At 63.9% G+C, this 17,391-nt stretch carries 21 protein-coding genes; 6 read left to right on the plus strand and 15 right to left on the minus strand.

The window, feature by feature from the left end:
* Window positions 1-5: 5 nt before the first annotated feature.
* A complete protein-coding gene (locus tag SAB01S_RS14615) occupies window positions 6-470 on the plus strand; it encodes an EF-hand domain-containing protein (protein WP_062733855.1) in 465 nt (154 codons plus the stop codon).
* 62 nt (window positions 471-532) lie between these two features.
* Here the strand turns inward: SAB01S_RS14615 and trmFO are convergent, their stop codons facing one another.
* The 4 genes from trmFO to SAB01S_RS14635 form a co-directional block, all read right to left on the minus strand.
* Complete coding sequence (gene trmFO / locus SAB01S_RS14620) at window positions 533-1,876, minus strand: methylenetetrahydrofolate--tRNA-(uracil(54)-C(5))-methyltransferase (FADH(2)-oxidizing) TrmFO (RefSeq protein ID WP_062733857.1); 1,344 nt, start codon at window positions 1,874-1,876, stop codon at window positions 533-535.
* Window positions 1,877-1,936: 60 nt separating this feature from the next.
* Entirely contained in the window at window positions 1,937-2,353 is a 417-nt protein-coding gene (locus SAB01S_RS14625; protein WP_218016159.1) for a hypothetical protein, read from the minus strand.
* Window positions 2,354-2,416: 63 nt separating this feature from the next.
* Complete coding sequence (locus SAB01S_RS14630; protein WP_062733860.1) at window positions 2,417-2,788, minus strand: hypothetical protein; 372 nt, start codon at window positions 2,786-2,788, stop codon at window positions 2,417-2,419.
* A gap of 81 nt (window positions 2,789-2,869) precedes the next feature.
* Window positions 2,870-3,424 carry a GbsR/MarR family transcriptional regulator gene (locus tag SAB01S_RS14635; protein WP_062733862.1) on the minus strand — a complete coding sequence of 185 codons (555 nt, stop codon included), beginning with the start codon at window positions 3,422-3,424 and terminating at the stop codon, window positions 2,870-2,872.
* Window positions 3,425-3,616: 192 nt separating this feature from the next.
* Between SAB01S_RS14635 and SAB01S_RS14640 the strand changes: the two genes are divergently transcribed.
* Window positions 3,617-4,162, plus strand: coding sequence for a superoxide dismutase family protein (locus tag SAB01S_RS14640; protein ID WP_062733863.1), 546 nt, complete (start codon window positions 3,617-3,619; stop codon window positions 4,160-4,162).
* A 15-nt stretch (window positions 4,163-4,177) separates the two neighbouring features.
* Here SAB01S_RS14640 and thpR read toward each other — a convergent pair whose 3' ends face one another.
* On the minus strand, window positions 4,178-4,735 hold the full coding sequence (gene thpR / locus SAB01S_RS14645; protein WP_062733865.1) for an RNA 2',3'-cyclic phosphodiesterase: 558 nt from the start codon (window positions 4,733-4,735) through the stop codon (window positions 4,178-4,180).
* Between the two features lie 122 nt (window positions 4,736-4,857).
* Between thpR and SAB01S_RS14650 the strand changes: the two genes are divergently transcribed.
* The gene (locus tag SAB01S_RS14650; protein WP_031299036.1) at window positions 4,858-5,595 is read left to right on the plus strand and encodes a Bax inhibitor-1/YccA family protein; all 738 of its coding nucleotides are present in this window, start codon (window positions 4,858-4,860) and stop codon (window positions 5,593-5,595) included.
* A gap of 75 nt (window positions 5,596-5,670) precedes the next feature.
* On the opposite strand, the gene SAB01S_RS14655 is transcribed toward SAB01S_RS14650, so the two are convergent.
* From SAB01S_RS14655 to SAB01S_RS14665, 3 genes are all read right to left on the minus strand, one after another.
* The gene (locus tag SAB01S_RS14655) at window positions 5,671-6,303 is read right to left on the minus strand and encodes a glutathione S-transferase family protein (protein ID WP_062733867.1); all 633 of its coding nucleotides are present in this window, start codon (window positions 6,301-6,303) and stop codon (window positions 5,671-5,673) included.
* 163 nt (window positions 6,304-6,466) lie between these two features.
* On the minus strand, window positions 6,467-7,378 hold the full coding sequence (rpoH, locus tag SAB01S_RS14660; RefSeq protein WP_021228265.1) for an RNA polymerase sigma factor RpoH: 912 nt from the start codon (window positions 7,376-7,378) through the stop codon (window positions 6,467-6,469).
* Window positions 7,379-7,453: 75 nt separating this feature from the next.
* Complete coding sequence (locus SAB01S_RS14665) at window positions 7,454-8,407, minus strand: RluA family pseudouridine synthase (RefSeq protein ID WP_062733869.1); 954 nt, start codon at window positions 8,405-8,407, stop codon at window positions 7,454-7,456.
* A gap of 17 nt (window positions 8,408-8,424) precedes the next feature.
* Between SAB01S_RS14665 and SAB01S_RS14670 the strand changes: the two genes are divergently transcribed.
* Window positions 8,425-8,826: a M67 family metallopeptidase gene (locus SAB01S_RS14670; RefSeq protein WP_062733871.1), complete on the plus strand. Its 402-nt coding sequence runs from the start codon at window positions 8,425-8,427 to the stop codon at window positions 8,824-8,826.
* Window positions 8,827-8,916: 90 nt separating this feature from the next.
* On the plus strand, window positions 8,917-9,564 hold the full coding sequence (locus SAB01S_RS14675; protein WP_062733897.1) for a histidine phosphotransferase family protein: 648 nt from the start codon (window positions 8,917-8,919) through the stop codon (window positions 9,562-9,564).
* Here the strand turns inward: SAB01S_RS14675 and SAB01S_RS14680 are convergent.
* The 4 genes from SAB01S_RS14680 to map form a co-directional block, all read right to left on the minus strand.
* The gene (locus SAB01S_RS14680) at window positions 9,561-10,610 is read right to left on the minus strand and encodes an NAD(P)H-dependent flavin oxidoreductase (protein ID WP_062733872.1); all 1,050 of its coding nucleotides are present in this window, start codon (window positions 10,608-10,610) and stop codon (window positions 9,561-9,563) included. The genes SAB01S_RS14675 and SAB01S_RS14680 overlap by 4 nt on opposite strands.
* A gap of 105 nt (window positions 10,611-10,715) precedes the next feature.
* Window positions 10,716-12,128, minus strand: a complete 1,413-nt coding sequence (gene glnA / locus SAB01S_RS14685; protein ID WP_021228261.1) for a type I glutamate--ammonia ligase — start codon at window positions 12,126-12,128, stop codon at window positions 10,716-10,718.
* Between the two features lie 86 nt (window positions 12,129-12,214).
* A complete protein-coding gene (locus SAB01S_RS14690) occupies window positions 12,215-12,553 on the minus strand; it encodes a P-II family nitrogen regulator (RefSeq protein ID WP_062733874.1) in 339 nt (112 codons plus the stop codon).
* 236 nt (window positions 12,554-12,789) lie between these two features.
* A complete protein-coding gene (gene map / locus SAB01S_RS14695; protein ID WP_062733876.1) occupies window positions 12,790-13,617 on the minus strand; it encodes a type I methionyl aminopeptidase in 828 nt (275 codons plus the stop codon).
* A 79-nt stretch (window positions 13,618-13,696) separates the two neighbouring features.
* Here map and SAB01S_RS14700 point away from each other — a divergent pair, with 79 nt between their 5' ends.
* Window positions 13,697-14,458, plus strand: coding sequence for a competence/damage-inducible protein A (locus SAB01S_RS14700; protein ID WP_062733877.1), 762 nt, complete (start codon window positions 13,697-13,699; stop codon window positions 14,456-14,458).
* 8 nt (window positions 14,459-14,466) lie between these two features.
* Here the strand turns inward: SAB01S_RS14700 and SAB01S_RS14705 are convergent, their stop codons facing one another.
* From SAB01S_RS14705 to glyA, 3 genes are all read right to left on the minus strand, one after another.
* Window positions 14,467-15,513 carry a TrmJ/YjtD family RNA methyltransferase gene (locus SAB01S_RS14705; protein WP_083951367.1) on the minus strand — a complete coding sequence of 349 codons (1,047 nt, stop codon included), beginning with the start codon at window positions 15,511-15,513 and terminating at the stop codon, window positions 14,467-14,469.
* A gap of 83 nt (window positions 15,514-15,596) precedes the next feature.
* Window positions 15,597-16,058: a transcriptional regulator NrdR gene (gene nrdR, locus SAB01S_RS14710; RefSeq protein ID WP_031299029.1), complete on the minus strand. Its 462-nt coding sequence runs from the start codon at window positions 16,056-16,058 to the stop codon at window positions 15,597-15,599.
* 6 nt (window positions 16,059-16,064) lie between these two features.
* Complete coding sequence (glyA, locus tag SAB01S_RS14715; protein ID WP_062733879.1) at window positions 16,065-17,384, minus strand: serine hydroxymethyltransferase; 1,320 nt, start codon at window positions 17,382-17,384, stop codon at window positions 16,065-16,067.
* Window positions 17,385-17,391: the final 7 nt, after the last annotated feature.

A 17,391-nucleotide genomic window follows, 5' to 3' on the forward strand; every position in this document is an offset into this window, starting at 1 on the left:
CGACGATGGGGCGTATGCTGATGGGCGGCATGGCGGCATTGCTGCTGATGGCGGGCGGCCTCTTCTGGTGGTCCAGCCGCGCGAGCCAGGCCCCGTTGCCGCAACTGGCCGCCGCGCCTCCGCCTCCGCCTGCGATCGAACCGCTGCCCAGGGGCGATCCCAACGCCAGGGGAAAGCCGCCGCCCATGCCGGCTGAGGCCAGCCCCCAGACCCGCGAGCAAAAGCGCTTTGCCCGCTATGACAAGGACCGCGATGGCGTCATCACCCGACTCGAAATGATGGGCAGCCGGACCAAGGCGTTCAAGGCGCTGGACAAGGATGGCGACAACCTCCTGTCCTTCGAGGAATGGGCGGTCGCGACGTCCGATCGCTTCGCCAGCGCCGACGCCAACAAAGACGGCAAGCTGACCCCAGCGGAATTTGCCACCACCGCGCCGAAACGGACCCCGAAGCCCCAATGCAAATGCTAAGGTTCCCCGTTCAGTTCGAGCGTGTCGAAAACCGGCGGCCGAGCCGAACGCTGAGTATTTGTTTATACCAGTTCCAGTTCGCCCATCCATGCGCCCAGGGATGATCGCGCACGTGCGGTATAGGCTTCCTTGCGCTGTTTCTTCTTCACGTCGTCCAGAGGGGGAAACAGGCCGAAATTGACGTTCATCGGCTGATAGTCGGCGGTGGCGACATTGCCCGTCACATGGCCCAGCAGCGCGCCCAGCGCCGTGTCGGCCGGTGGTGGCGTCATCGCCCGGCCCAGCAGTTCGGCCGCAGCAAAGCGTCCGGCGATGAGGCCGATTGCCGCGCTTTCGACATAGCCTTCGCACCCGGTCATCTGCCCGGCAAAGCGGATATGCGGCGCGCTTTTCAGGCGCAGCGTCTCGTCCAGCAGCTTGGGGCTCTGGATGAAAGTATTACGGTGCAGCCCGCCCAGCCGCGCGAACTCGGCCCTTTCCAGGCCCGGAATGGTGCGGAACAATTCGACCTGCGCGCCATGCTTCAGCTTGGTCTGAAAGCCCACCATGTTCCAGAGCGTCCCGCTGGCATTGTCCTGCCGCAACTGCACCACCGCATAGGGCCAGCGGCCGGTGCGCGGATTGTCGAGGCCCATCGGCTTCATGGGGCCGTGGCGCAGCGTTTCCGGCCCGCGCGACGCCATCACCTCGATCGGCATGCACCCCTCGAAATAGGGGGTGTTGGCCTCCCATTCCTTGAATTCGGTCTTTTCGCCGTCCAGTAGCCCCTGGACGAAGGCCTGATACTGGTCCCTGTCCATCGGGCAATTGATATAATCCTTGCCCTCGCCGCCGCCGGGACCGATCTTGTCCCAGCGATTGGCCATCCAGCATTGCTCCATGTCGATGCTGTCACGGTGGATAACGGGGGCGATCGCGTCGAAAAAGGCCAGATGCTCCATCCCTGCCGCCGCGCCGATGCTCTGAGCCAGGGCGGGCGCGGTCAGCGGGCCGGTGGCGACGATGGTCATGCCGTCCTGCGGCAGCGCGTCGATCCGTTCGCGCACGATCTCGATATTGGGATGCTCGGCCAATGCGCGGGTGACGCCTTGCGAAAATACATGTCGGTCGACCGCAAGCGCCGATCCGGCCGGCACCTTGGCCGGCTCCGCGCTCGCCATGATGAGCGAATCCAGCCGCCGCATCTCCTGATGCAGCAGGCCGACGGCATTTTTGTCGGCATCATCGGACCGAAAGCTGTTGGAACAGACCAGTTCCGCCAGCCCGTCCGTCTGATGCGCCGGCGTCATGTCGCCCGCGCCCCGCATTTCCGACAGCCGCACGCGAACACCCGCCTTCGCCAGCTGCCACGCGGCCTCCGACCCGGCGAGTCCGCCGCCAATGATATGGACCTGATGATGGGGCATGCTGATTCCATGTCTACAGAGAAAGCGGGCGCTCTATCATCCCGCAAGCACGCTGTCAGGTCATTGCCCGCGCCCGCAGAGCCAGGCACAGATAGCGGACGTCGCCACCAGCGCGAAGGCGGCCGGTCTGTAAATGTCCTTCGGCTGGAACGCCAACAGGGGTAACGCGCCGATCGGGCCGCCGATAATGGCCCACACGACCGGCGGACGAAACGCCGGCGAGCACCGCACCAGCATTTGCATCAGCGCCATGCCGAACAGGATGGGCAGGATGGCGATAGGAACGCTCATGGCCATCCCCAGGCCCAGCAACAGCAATGCATTGGTCGCGTAGCCGAGCATGTTTGACGGCTCGAAGGCAATGGATGCGGGTAGTTTCAGATAGAGGTCGGCTATGAAGAACAGGGCGATGAAGATTGGGCCGGCCAATATGATGGCGAGTGGGATAGACCATCCCGGATGATCGGGTCGATACATGATCCGTTCCTTGCTGGAGGGGCGGAGCGGCGTCGGGCAGCCGGCGACCGCCCGCGCCCTGGGTCAGGCGGCCTGAGTATGACCATCGGTCAGCCAGCCATTCACCTTGCGCCCGAAATGCGAAATCGCGCCCATGTTGAAGAAATGCATTCCGCCCAGCACAATCACGGCCAAGCCGATCTTGGCGCTCAGGAAGCGGATTGCGTCGGCATAGGTCACCGGTTCCTTGCCCAGGCTGAGCGTCAGGGTGATGAAGCCGATATTGACGAGGTAGAAGCCGACGACCAGCAGATGATTGGTGGAGCGCGCCAGTTGCGCATTATGGCAGAAGCACTGGATCAGGAAGACCTCGCCATTTTTAGACAGGGTGCGCGCGACCCAGATAGTGATGGCGAGCGTGATGACCAGATAAAGGGCATAGGCGATTTCAACCATAATTCATCTCCTTTGGTAAATTCCGTTATTTCGGTAAAAACAGAAATTATCAGGCATGCGAAAGAGGGGCTGGTCGGTGGATCAGTTGTCGGATTGTGCCTTCTTCGCGCCCGGCAGGAAGCGGGCGACCTTGCCGCCCAGCTTCATAAGCGCGATCAGCGTCGGCTTGGGCAGCACGCGCATCTGCTCATACCAATTGCCTAGGGTGGACAGGAACTCATGCATGCGGGTGATGCGTTCGCGCACATGGGGCGGGCAACTGTCGTCCTTGGCCAGTCGCTGGGCCAGTTCGTTCAGCAGGGCGATGGTCGGGTCGATTTCGCGCCGCTTGCGCTCGGCCGCGATGCGGGTCAGCATTTCCCACAGGTCCAACTCCGCAACGAAATGGTCGCGCCGGTCGCCTTCCATATGGACGCGACGGACGATCGCGTAGGACTGCAATTCCCTGAGCGCGGTCGACACATTCGAGCGGGCGAGGCCGAGTTGGTCGACAATCTCGTCGGCGGGGAGCGGCCGGTCGGACAGATAGAGCAGCGCATGGACCTGGCTGACTGAACGGTTGACGCCCCATTGCGTGCCCATTTCGCCCCAGTGAAGCAGGAACGCCTTGGCGTCGGGATGGTTGAGAAGTGGCATGACGTTCCTTTCCGTAAAAACAGAAATAACGGAATTGACGGATCCGCTCAAGGAAAATCTTTTTGCCTGTTGAGTTCGCTCTCCGGATCGCGGAGCGTAACCAGCCGTGACAAATCGGTTCGCATCGGCAACAAATGCCGGCCTGCCGCGTTCGCCTATGATATTTGCTTTTCTGCCCTTGGAGACTTGCTCATGAAATTCCTGCCTGTCCTGCTCGCCCTGCCACTGGGCGCCGCCCTGTCCGCCTGCGCCACGACAGCCACCGACGCCGCGATGCCCGCCGAAGCGCCGATGGCCAGCACGAAGCTCATGGCCGCCGACGGCAGCGCGCGCGGCACAGCGACCGTGACCGAAGCGGCCGACGGGCTGCACGTCCTCGTTAAGGCGCAGGGGCTGACGCCGGGCATGCACGCTGTGCATATCCACACCACCGGCATGTGCACGCCGCCCGATTTCACCAGCGCCGGTGGTCACTGGAACCCGACCAATCGCCAGCATGGCTCGGAAAATCCCGCTGGCAAGCATATGGGCGACATGCCCAACATGATGGCGGGATCGGACGGCATGGGCGAACTGGAATATGTCGTGCCCGGCGGCATGATTTCGACCGGCTCCATGCCCTTGCTGGACAGCGATGGCGCGGCGGTGGTCATCCATGCGCAGGCGGACGATAACAAGAGCGATCCGGCCGGCAATGCCGGCGGTCGCGTAGCGTGCGGTGTGCTCAAGGCCGGCTGATGCCGCATATTCGCGTCAGATGGCGGGGGACAGGCTCCCGCCATCGGCGCGATAGTCTGCTACCGCCTCATATCGCGCGCCGTCATGGCCAAGGCGGCTTTCGAACAGGGTGAAGCCATCGACGCGGAAGGACGGGCCGGCGAGGCCGGCGTGAACCGCCAGGAACGCATCGACCAAGGCTCCACCACGTCCAAAGCGCGCCAGCGTCACATGCGGCAGATAGGCGCGACCCTCGGGCGGCAGGCCCGCGTGCACGCAGGCGCGATCGACCTTGCGGTGCAACTGCGCCAAGGCGTCGCGCGGCTGCACGCCCGTCCATAACGTATCCACAACGCCCCTGCGGTCGAAACTGCCCACCCCCTCGATCCGCACGTCGAAGGGCGTGAAGCGGATGCCGCCCAGCAGGTCTGCTATGTCGTTGGCCCGGTGGCGGTCGACATCGCCGATGAAACGCAGCGTCAGATGCAATTGTTCGTCATCCTGCCATCGCGCGCCTTCCACGCCGCCGGCCAGCGACAGGAGCGCGGACCGGACCGGGGCAGGGGGACGGATGGCGACGAACAGGCGGTGCATGGGTCGACTATAGTCGCGCATTGGCAATGTGCCAGTTCTGTTCCGGTTTGGCTTGAAGTCGCGGCCATTAGCGCCGATAATGAGGGGACCGGCGACAAGCGCCGGCAAAGGAGATGAATTTCATGGCCAACTGGTCCGACCCCCGATCCGGCGTTGCGGGTTTTGGCAACGCCACCACCGCACGCGGCGAGGCGTTCGACGCCGGGCTGCGCCGCTATATGCTCTCAGTCTATAATTATATGGCGAGCGGCGTGTTGCTGACCGGCATCGTCGCGCTGCTGTTCGCGTCGAGCGGCCTGGCCTATCAGGTGCTCGCCGGGCCGGGCATCCTCAAATATGTCATCATGTTCGCCCCGCTGGCGTTCGTGATGGTGCTGAGCTTCGGCATCAACCGGCTGTCCACGGCCACGGCGCAGACGCTCTACTGGGTTTATGCCGCCGTCATGGGCCTGTCGCTCTCGTCGATCTTCCTGGTCTATACCGGCACGTCGATCGCGCAGACATTCTTCGCGACCGCCGCCGCTTTCGCGGGCCTTAGCCTCTGGGGCTACACGACCAAGAAGGACCTGTCGGGTTTCGGCACCTTCCTGATCATGGGTGTCGTCGGCCTGCTGGTCGCCAGCCTCATCAACCTGTTCCTGCGCTCCAGCGCGATGGACCTGGTGATCAGCTTTGTTGGCGTGCTGCTGTTCGCGGGTCTCACCGCTTATGACACGCAGAAGATCAAGAGCATCTACGCGCATGTCGCCGGCACGGACATGATGGGCAAGTCGGTCGTTATGGGGGCGCTCAACCTCTATCTCGACTTCATCAACATGTTCCTGTTCCTGCTGCGGTTCATGGGCGGCAGCCGCGACTGAACGCAATTTCAGGCAAAGCAGAAAGGCCCGGCGGGATGGTTTCCGCCGGGCCTTTTTTTGGGTGTGGAAACCTGGTCAGCCGCCCTGCTGCATCTTCTCGATAAGGGCGTTGTCGATCTCCTTCTGCCGCTTATAGGCGGGCCGTTCCCGCGACCGCGCTGCATAGGCTTCGAATGCGGGGCGGGAGGGGATCGACTGAAACGCCAGGCCCCAGTCCACCTGCGCCCCCACATAGACATCGGCCGCGGTGAACTGCTCTCCGCATATCCAGGCGTCGCCCGATACTGCCATTTCAAGCGTCGCGATCGCGTCATCGAAGCTGCCATATCCCGCCATCTTCTCGCGCCCTTCCGGCACGACGAAGCCCAGCGCCTTGTTGGTGACGGCGGCCTCGACCGGCCCTGCGGCGAAGAAGAGCCAGCGATAATAGGCGTCGCGCGCTTCCAGCGGCGGTGCGAGACCGGCGGCGGGAAAGGCGTCGGCCAGATAGGCGCAAATCGCCGCGCATTCCGTCACGACCCGCCCGCCATGCACGATTGCGGGCACCTTGCCCATCGGATTGATCGCGCGGTAATCCGCGGATTTCATGCCCCCATCGTCATAGCCGAGGAGGATGGTGTCATAGGGTTCGCCCACCTCCTCCAGCATCCAACGGGCAATCTGCCCGCGCGACATGGGATTGGTGTAAAGGGTCAGGTCCAGGGCCATATCGATGCTCCCGTGAATCAAGGAAGCAACAGGATGCCGCTATATGGCGGCGTGCGCCATCCTTTTGCGTCAACTTAACGACCAAGCCCGGCGGCACGATGACCAGCGGAAACAAAAAAGCCCCGGATCGCTCCGGGGCCTTTCCGATAAGATTTCCGTTCGATCAGGCCGTCGCCAACCGCGCCAGCTTGTCGAGCCGCCCGCCGGCGATGCGCATCATCGCCTTTTGCAGCTTTTCGAACGCGCGCACCTCGATCTGGCGGACGCGCTCACGGCTGACGCCATAGACCTGGCTGAGTTCCTCCAGCGTCTTGGGCTCCTCGGCCAGCCGGCGTTCGGCCAAGATGTGCTTCTCGCGATCGTTCAGGTCATCCATGGCCTCGACCAGCATGTCGTGGCGCATGACCTTTTCCTGCTCGTCGGCCACGCGCTCATCCTGCAAGGGATCGGTGTCGGCCAGCCAATCCTGCCACTGGCCCTCGCCATCCTCGCGCATCGGCACGTTAAGCGACGTGTCGCCACCCATCGCCATGCGACGGTTCATCGAGATGACATCGTCTTCGCTGACGCCCAGATCGGTCGCGATCTTCGTCACGTCCTCGGGGCGCAGGTCGCCATCCTCGAACGCTTCGATATTGTTCTTCATCCGGCGCAGGTTGAAGAACAGCTTCTTCTGCGCGGCGGTGGTGCCCATCTTCACCAGGCTCCAGGAGCGCAGGATGAATTCCTGGATCGACGCGCGAATCCACCACATGGCGTAGGTCGCCAAGCGGAAGCCGCGATCGGCCTCAAACTTCTTCACGCCCTGCATCAGGCCGATATTGCCTTCGCTGATCAACTCGCTGACCGGCAGGCCATAGCCGCGATAGCCCATGGCGATCTTGGCCACCAAGCGCAGGTGCGAGGTTACAAGCTGCGCGGCCGCCTCAGGATCCTGATGTTCCTGATAGCGTTTCGCGAGCATATATTCCTGCTCTGGCGTCAACAGCGGAAATTTGCGAATTTCCGACAGATAGCGGTTGAGGCTGGCTTCACCGCCCAGCGCCGGAACCGCGGGGACATTGCTCTTGGCCATGTCGTCACCTTTCCCTTTCATGCGCGGCGGGACCCAGAAGAGGCGTCACAGGCGCCGTCGCAAACTTGTCGAAACCTATACGTGAAGCGCGCTTAACAGTTCCTGCATATCGGCAGGAAGTGCACTTTCGAACATAAGCGGTTCGTCCTTCACCGGATGTATGAACCCCAACATTCTGGCGTGCAATGCCTGCCTTCTGAAACCCAGCGTTTCCAGTATTGATTTGAAACCTTTTCTTTCTCTACCGTAAACCGGGTCGCCGATCAAGGGGTGCCCGATATGCGCCATATGGACGCGGACCTGATGCGTGCGGCCGGTTTCCAGCCGACATTCCACCAGCGCCGCGCCGCGCAGCCTGTCCAGCGTGCGATAATGGGTGACGGCATGTTTGCCGCGTCCTTCCCGATGAACCGCCATCTTCTTTCGATCAGCGTCCGACCGGCCGATCCAGCTGTCCACGGTGCCGACCGGCGGGATGGGGACGCCATAGGTGATCGCCGCATAGGCCCGTTGGATGCTGTGATCCTTGAACTGGCGGGCCAGCCCTTCATGCGCCCTGTCCGTCTTGGCCACGACCAGCAGGCCCGACGTATCCTTGTCGATGCGATGGACGATGCCCGGCCGCGCGACACCACCAATGCCCGACAGCTGTCCCGCGCAATGATGCAGCAGTGCATTGACCAATGTGCCGTCCAGATTGCCGGCGGCGGGATGGACGACAAGGCCCGCGGGCTTGTCGACGACCAGCAGGTCGGCATCCTCATGCACGATGGTCAGCGGAATATCCTGCGCCACCGTATCCAATGGCACGGGCGGGGGCAGGGTGATGGTGAAACGCTGCCCCTCCGACACTTTCATCGACCCGCTGATCTTGCCGGCGGGCGCGGCATGCACCTGTCCCTCGCCGATCAGAGCCTTCAGCCGTTCGCGCGACAGGTCGGGCAACAGGTCCGCCAGGGCGCGATCCAGCCGCAGTCCATGCTGCGCCGGGCCGATTGTCGCTTCGATGATGGAATCCCCCGGGACCATTGGCTAGGGAGATAGGCATGAAGGTCGAGATAGCAAGGGGCGTGCTGGGGCAAATCAGGGCCTTATGCGCGGCCGATCGCAACGAGGTATGCGGACTGCTGCTGGGCAGCGCGGGGCGCATCGATGCCATAACGCCGGCGGCCAATATTGCGCCCGATCCGTCCCGGCATTTCGAACTGGATCCGACCGTGCTGATCGCCGCCCATCGCGCCGCGCGGAACGGCGGACCGGCGGTCATCGGCCATTATCATTCGCACCCATCGGGGGTAGCGGTCCCATCGGCGACGGACGCCGCCTGCGCCGCGCCCGATAATGCTTACTGGCTGATCGTGGCGGGCGACGACGCGCGGTTGTGGATCGCCGGACCGGGCGAGGGGGGCGCCGTGCGATTTGCCGAGGCGAAGCTCGACATGAGGTGACGGAAAGGCGGTGAGTCGGGGTTGCATCGGGGGGCGGGGCGGCGCATTAGCCAAGCAGTCCCCTTACAAGCATTGGCGATCCGCATCCGCATGACCAACTCGACCGACAGCATCGAATTTGCCAGCCTCCTGTGTTCGCGCCTGTGCCACGACCTGCTGAGCCCGGTGGGCGCGCTCAACAACGGGCTGGAACTGATGGCGGACGAAACCGATCCGGCGATGCGCGAACGCTGCCTCGACCTGCTGGGGGACAGCGCACGGACGTCGGCCAACAAGCTGAAATTCTTCCGCCTGGCCTTCGGTTCTGCCGGCGGCTTTGGCGAGGCTGTCCCGCCGCACGAAGCCAAGGTCGCGATCGAAGGCATGTTCGCGGGCGCCGGCCGGGTCAAGGTCGGCTGGATGGTCGATGAACAGATGCTGGGCAAGCTGGCGGCCAAGATTCTGCTCAACCTGGCGCTGATCGCGGGCGACGCGCTGGTGCGCGGCGGGCAGCTCGACATCGGCGCGGAAACGCGGCCGGGCGTCACCGAAATCGTCGTCCGCGCCGAAGGGCCGAAACTGGTGCTTGATCCCGACCTGCGCGCCGCGCTGGCGGGCACGCTGCCGATCGAGGGACTGGCCTCGCGGACCGCCGCCGCCTGGATGGTGCGCCAGCTGGTGATGGAGGCCGGCGGCCAGATCGTCCTGTCCCCCGCCGGCGAGCCGACCCTGTTGTTCGGGGCCGTGATACCGGGCTAAGTCGCGGCCATTTCCGCCGCGATCCACGCCACCAGCTCAGCGGCCGGCATGGCGCGGGCCAGAGGCGCACCCTGGCCCGCCCATTGCGTGCCAAAGCCGGTTTCGCCATGCGCCCTGGCCGCCCGGTGCAGCGCCTTGCCCGCATCATAGGCGATCGGATAATCGGGCGGGGCCGTTGCAACCCCTTCACCCCAATCGACAAAGGCGTTGCGCAGGCAGCGCGCCGCGCGGCCGGAAACAGCGCGGGTCATGACCGTGTCATGGGCGGCCTCGCTGAAGAGCACCGCGCGATAGGCGGCGTCGGCGTCGCTTTCGGGGCACGCGATGAAGGCCGTGCCCATCTGCGCCGCTACCGCGCCCAGGTCCAGTGCGGCCCTGACGCCGCGACCATCCATGATCCCGCCCGTGGCAATCACGGGTAGACCGGATTGCTCGACCAGCAACCGGGTGAGGGCCATGGTGCCGAGTTGCGCATCAGGCAAGGCTGGGTCGAACATGCCGCGATGTCCCCCGGCTTCATACCCCTGCGCCACCAGCAGGTCGATGCCTGCTTTCCGCGCCGCCCGCGCTTCGCGCGCATTCGTCACACTGGCAAGAAGGATGCAGCCGACCGATTTCAACAAGGTGATTTGCCGGTCATCGGGCAGGCCGAAATGAAAACTGACGACCGCTGGCCGAGCCTCCACCAGCATGGCCAGCATCGCGTCATCTTCGGCGAAGCTGCGATAGATGGCGCGCAGGGTAGGTGGCGGGCTGGCATCGAACCGCGAGAACAGGGGCGCCATGGCCGCCAGCCATCGCGCTTCGACGTCCGGGCGCTGGATAGCGGGTTGGTGGACGAACAGATTGACGTTGAAGGGGCGGTTGGTGCGTGCGGCCACGGCGTCGATCATGGCCCGGGCTTGGCTCGCGTCGACGGCGCCTACCGCGATCGAGCCTAAGGCGCCGGCGTTGCTGACGGCCGCCGCCATGTTGGGCGAGGACACACCAGCCATTGGCGCCTGAATGATGGGGACGGAAAGGCCGAGCGATGCGAGCGGGTTCATCGCGCCGATGTGAGGGGGCCGGGCCGACCGGACAAGCGTCGAAACGCAAAAAAAAGCCCGACCGCTCGCGCGGCCGGGCTTCTCTTCACAATGCCTGGGAAAGGATCAGGCGCTGTAATACATGTCGAATTCAACCGGCGACGGCGCCATTTCCCAACGATAGACTTCGGGCCATTTCAGTTCGATATAGGCTTCGATCTGATCCTTGGTGAAGACGTCGCCCTTGAGCAGGAATTCGTAATCCGCTTCCAGGCTGGTCAGCGCCTCGCGCAGCGACGCGCAGACGGTCGGAACCTGGCTCAGCTCTTCGGGCGGCAGGTCGTAGAGATTCTTGTCCATCGCGGCGCCCGGATGGATCTTGTTCTCGATGCCGTCGAGGCCCGCCATCAGCAGCGCGGCGTAGCACAGATAGGGGTTGGCCATCGCGTCGGGGAAGCGGAACTCCACGCGCTTCGCCTTGGCGCCCGCGCCATAGGGAATGCGGCAGGAGGCCGAACGGTTACGCGCCGAATAGGCGAGCAGCACCGGCGCTTCGAAGCCCGGCACCAGCCGCTTGTAGCTGTTGGTGGTCGGATTGGTGAAGGCATTAAGCGCCTTGGCATGCTTGATGACGCCGCCGATGAAATAGAGGCAGGTTTCCGAAAGGCCCGCATAGCCGTCGCCCGCAAACAGCGGCTTGCCGCCTTCCCAGATCGACATATGCGTGTGCATGCCGCTGCCATTGTCCTGCGCGATCGGCTTGGGCATGAAGGTCGCGGTCTTGCCATAGGCCTGCGCGACCATCTGCACGACATATTTGTAGATCTGCATGCGGTCGGCGGTCTGCACCAGCGTGCCGAAGGTCAGGCCCAGTTCGTGCTGCGCGGCGGCGACTTCATGGTGATGCTTGTCGCAGGGCAGGCCCATTTCCAGCATAGTGCTGACCATTTCGGCGCGGATGTCGGTGCACGGATCGACCGGCGCGACCGGGAAATAGCCGCCCTTGGCGCGCGGACGGTGGCCGAGGTTCCCGCCTTCATATTCCTTGCCGGTGTTGGTCGGCAGTTCGATGTCGTCGATCTTGTAGTAGCTTTGCGAATAGTCGTTTTCGAAGCGCACGTCGTCGAACATGAAGAATTCGGCTTCCGGACCGACATAGACCGTGTCGCCGAACCCGGCCGACTTGACGAAGGCTTCGGCGCGCTTGGCGGTCGAGCGGGGATCGCGGCTGTAGAGTTCGCCCGTGTCAGGCTCGACAATGTCGCAGAAGATGATGAGCATCGGCGTCGCGCTGAACGGATCGACATAGACGGCGTCGAGGTCGGGCTTGAGGATCATGTCCGACTCGTTGATCGCCTTCCACCCCTCGATCGAGGAGCCGTCGAACATCAGGCCGTCGGTCAGTTCATCCTCGCCAAGCACGCTCGACACCATGGTCAGGTGCTGCCACTTGCCCTTGGGATCGGTGAAGCGGACATCGACCCATTCGATCTCCTTTTCCTCGATCATCTTCAGGATGTCTTTTGGCGTGTTGGCCATATGCGCTTGCCCTTCTTTCAGAAAAACCCCCCCGAAGGGGTTTGTTGATGCCTGGCCGGCCGGCCCCGATGAAACCGGCCGTCTTGTCAGATTGCGTCGCTGTCGCGCTCGCCGGTGCGGATGCGCACCGCGCCCTCGATCGCGGAAATGAAAATCTTGCCATCGCCGATCCGGCCGGTCTGGGCCGCGGCGGAAATCGCTTCGACCACGCGATCGGCGACCGAATCATCGACCACCACTTCCAGCTTCACCTTGGGCAGGAAATCGACCACATATTCGGCGCCGCGATACAGTTCGGTATGGCCCTTCTGCCGGCCGAACCCCTTGGCTTCGGTGACGGTGATGCCCGAAACGCCCACTTCGTGCAGCGCTTCCTTCACTTCGTCCAGCTTGAACGGCTTGATGATCGCCTCGATCTTCTTCATCGCAAATAATCCCAACCCATGACGCGCCCCGACATGCACGGCGGTGCCTCCATGCCTCTCCTCAAGCGACGATCCCATGCCCCCGCAAGGCTGGTGCCCGTCCCTCATGGCTATCAATTACCGTGCCAACCGGCGAATCGCTAGGACTGCTTTCGGCGATGCAGCAATCTTTGTCCATATTGCCCGCATTCCGGGCAATATCCTGTCGCCCTGCCCAAATAATGGGCATCGCTCGATCAGCTATAGGGTGGACAGTGCAGGCCGGCCGGGCTTTGCGTAAAAATCTCGCATCCGGTTTCGGTGATGCCGATACTATGTTCAAATTGCGCCGACAGGCTGCGGTCGCGCGTCACCGCGGTCCAGCCATCGTCCAGCATGCGGACGTCCGGCTTGCCGATATTGATCATCGGCTCGATCGTGAAGAACATGCCCGGCCGCAATTCGGGACCCGTGCCGGGGCGGCCGATATGCACCACCTCCGGGCTGTCATGAAATACGCGGCCCAGGCCATGGCCGCAGAAATCGCGCACCACGCCATAACGATGCTTTTCGGCAAAGCGCTGGATCGCATGGCCGATGTCGCCCAGATGATTGCCGGGCTTCGCCTGCTCGATGCCCAGCATCAGGCATTCATAGGTAATCTCGACCAGTCGGCGTGCCTTGATCGGCGCGTCGCCGGCAATATACATGCGGCTGGTATCGCCGTGCCAGCCACCCACCTGCGGCGTGACGTCGATGTTGAGGATGTCGCCATCCTTGATCTTCGTGTCGCCCGGAATGCCATGGCAGATGACATTGTTGAGGCTGATGCAGCAGCTGTGCGTGTAGCCGCGATAGCCCAGCGTCGCAGGGACGCCGCCGCCCTCCAGCGTCATGCGGCGCACGATATCGTCCAGTTCGCCGGTGGTGACGCCGGGCACGACATGGGGGACCAGAGCGTCGAGTATCTCGGCTGCCAGCCGCCCGGCCTTGCGCATGCCTGCAAAGCCGGATTCGTCATGCAGCTTGATCGCGGTCGATCGGCTCACCGGCGCATCGGCCGTCATCGTCATATATTCGGTCATGACCCGTTTATAATCGCTCGCACGCCATAATGCGAGGGGGCGTCTAGGCAGGGCGCGCGGGCGCGGCTATGACCGCGCCATGCCTGATCCGAACCGCACCTGGACCGCCGCCCTGATCGTCATCGGTGACGAGATATTGTCGGGCCGGACGCAGGACAGGAATGTGGCGCAGATCGCGACCTGGCTTAATGTCCAGGGCATCAGGCTGGCCGAAGTGCGCGTCGTCGCCGATGATCAGCCCGCCATTGTCGAGGCGGTCAATATCCTGCGTGCGCGCAATGATTATCTGTTCACCACCGGCGGCATCGGCCCCACTCATGATGACATCACCGTTGACGCCATTGCGGCGGCGCTGGGCGTCGAGGTCATTGTCCATCCCAAGGCGCGGGCAGTGCTTGAAAGCTATTATGAGACGCGCGGCGGCCTCACCGACGCGCGATTGCGCATGGCGCGCGTGCCAGATGGCGCGAGCCTGATCGAAAACCGCATGTCGGGCGCGCCGGGCATCCGGCACGGCAATATCTTCATCATGGCCGGGGTGCCTTCGATTACCGCCGGCATGCTCGAAGCCCTGACCGGCACGCTGGAGGGGGGCAGCCCGCTGCTGGCGACGACGATCGGCTGCTGGGTCGCCGAAAGCGAGGTTGCCGACCTGCTGGGCAAGACCGAGCGGGCGCATGAAGGCTGCCAGATCGGCAGCTACCCTTTTTTCCGCGAAGGCCGCACCGGCGCGAATTTCGTCGTGCGCTCGACGGATCCGGCGCGGCTGGACGCCTGCGTGTCCGCGTTGACCGACGCGCTGGAGCAGGGCGGCTGGCCGGTGCATCCCGGCGGCATCTGACCGGCGGGTCAGCGGGCGCGGGGGTTGCCCAGCGCGGACAATACGCCGCGCAATGTCCGTACCTCCAGATGATTCCAGCCCGGCTTGGTCAGCAGGTTGCGCAGTGTCCGCTTGGTCGCGGGCGCGCGATCGGGCGGGAAGAAATAGCCTGCGCTGTCCAACAGCGTTTCCAGCTGGCCGATCATCCCTTCCAGTTCCTCTTGCGGCGCGGGTTCGCCCAGATCGGACATGGTGGGCTGCGTCAGCGACGCCTGTTTCGACCATTCATAGGCGCACAGGATCACCGCCTGCGCCAGATTGAGCGATCCGAAGTCGGGGTTGATCGGCACCGTCAGTATCTTGCGCGCCAGCGCGACATCGTCGGTTTCCAGGCCCGATCGTTCCGGGCCGAAGACGAACGCGCTGCGCCCCGTCGCGCCATGGATTTCACGCGCCGCTTCCTCGGGCGTCACGACCGGCTTGGTCACGCCGCGCTTGCGTACCGTGGTCGCATAGACATGGGCGCAATCGGCAACCGCATCGGCCAGCGTCTCATAGACCTGCGCGCCGTCCAGCACAACGTCCGCGCCCGCCGCTGCCGGCCCCGCATCAGGATTGGGCCAGCCATCGCGCGGGCTGACCAGCCGCATCTCGGTCAGCCCGAAATTCAGCATGGCCCGTGCTGCCTTGCCGATATTCTCGCCCAGTTGCGGGCGGACGAGGACGATTATGGGAGATATGTGCCCCCTTTCCCCGTTCGTCCTGAGTAGGGGCTGAGCCTGCCGAAGCCCCGTATCGAAGGATTTGCGCGCCAACGCGCTGATCAACTCCCAATCGCCGGCGATCAGCGCCTCTTTCTTCTTGCGCGACCAACCCTTGATCTGCTGCTCGGCGGCTATGGCTTCCTCACGCGAGCCAAAGTCCTGCTGCCACACCAGGGAGACGGGCGGGCGGCTGTGCGTATACCCAGCAATGTCGCCGGACTGATGCTGCGCGATCCGCGCATCGAGACTATCCGTATGCCCGAGATAATAGCTGCCATCGGCGCAGCGCAGCATATAGGTGTGAAAACTCATCTCGCGGTCCTTCGATACGCCATTTCGGCTTCGCTCAATGGCTACTCAGGACGAACGGCAGTTGGCGTGCGGGCCAAGGCCCCTCACTCACGCCCCACCTCCTGCACCGTGCCGGCGAATTCCTCGAAATCCTTGGCGTCGGTGAAGTCCTTATAGACGCTGGCGAAGCGGATATAGGCCACGCTGTCGAGGCGTTTGAGCCCTTCCATCACCATTTCGCCGATCGCGCGGGCGGGGACTTCGCCCTCGCCGCTGGTTTCGAGCTGGCGCTGAATGCCCGAAATCAGCTTTTCCAGCCGGCTGGGGTCGATCGGCCGCTTGCGGCAGGCTATGCCGACCGATCGCGCCAGCTTGTCCCGGTCGAACGCTTCCTTGCGGCCCTCGCTCTTCACTACCCAGATGTCGCGGAGCTGGATGCGTTCGAACGTGGTGAAGCGCGCGCCGCACGCCTCGCACTGGCGGCGACGGCGGATAGCGGCGCCATCCTCCGTCGGCCGGCTGTCCTTCACCTGGCTGTCCTCATGGGCGCAGAAGGGGCAGCGCAAGCGGTCTTACCCCTCGTAGATCGGGAAGCGCGCGCACAGGGCGCTGACGCGCTCGCGCACATTGGCTTCGACGCTCGCGTCGCCTTCCTCGCCCTTGTCGCGCAGCCCCTCCAGCACATCGGCGATCATGTCGCCGATCGCCTCGAACTCCGCGACGCCGAAACCGCGCGTGGTGCCGGCGGGTGAACCCACGCGGATGCCGCTGGTCTTGGTCGGCGGCAGCGGGTCGCCCGGCACGCCATTCTTGTTGCAGGTGATGAAGCTGCGCTCCAGCGCCTCGTCCGCGTCCTTGCCCGAAATGCCGTAGGGGCGCAGGTCGATGAGCGCCAGATGCGTGTCGGTGCCGCCGGAAATGACGGCCAGCCCGCGCTGCTCCAGCTTCGTCGCCAGCGCCCGGGCATTGGTGACGATCTGCTGCGCATAGGTCTTGAATTCAGGACGCAGCGCCTCGCCGAACGCCACCGCCTTGGCGGCGATGACATGCATCAGCGGTCCGCCCTGAAGGCCGGGGAAGATGGCCGAATTGATCTTCTTGGCGATCGCCTCGTCATCGGTCAGGATCATGCCGCCACGCGGACCGCGCAGCGTCTTGTGCGTGGTCGTCGTCACGACATGGGCGTGGTCAAAGGGCGACGGGTGCGCGCCGCCGGCCACCAGCCCTGCGAAATGCGCCATATCCACCATGAACAAAGCGCCGACCTTGTCCGCGATCGCGCGGAAGCGGGCGAAGTCGATCTGGCGCGGATAGGCGCTGCCGCCGGCGATGATCAGCTTCGGCTGGCATTCGATCGCCTGCCGCTCGACATCGTCATAGTCGATGAGGTGGGTGTCCTCGCGCACGCCATATTGCACGGCGTTGAACCATTTGCCCGACATGCTGGGCTTGGACCCGTGGGTCAGGTGGCCGCCCGCGTCCAGGCTGAGGCCCATGATCGTTTCGCCCGGCTTTACCAGCGCCAGCATGACGCCGCCATTGGCCTGCGCGCCAGAATGGGGCTGGACGTTGACGAAGTTGCAGCCGAACAATTGCTTGGCGCGGTCGATAGCCAGTTGCTCCACCACGTCCGACGGCGCACAGCCCTGATAATAGCGCTTGCCCGGATAGCCTTCGGCATATTTGTTGGTGAAGACGGAGCCTTGCGCTTCCAGCACCGCCTTGGACACGATGTTTTCCGACGCGATCAGTTCGATCTGCGTCTGCTCGCGCTTCAGCTCCTGCTGCACGCCGCCAAAGACGGCGGGGTCGGCATCAGCCAGGCTGCGGGTGAAATAGCCGTCCGAACGAATGTCCGACAGGGCGGGGGGGGAGAGGGTGTCGGTGCTCATCGCGGGA

Origin of the sequence: Sphingobium abikonense NBRC 16140, from assembly GCF_001598335.1 — a bacterium.
Taxonomy (GTDB): Bacteria; Pseudomonadota; Alphaproteobacteria; order Sphingomonadales; family Sphingomonadaceae; genus Sphingobium; species Sphingobium abikonense.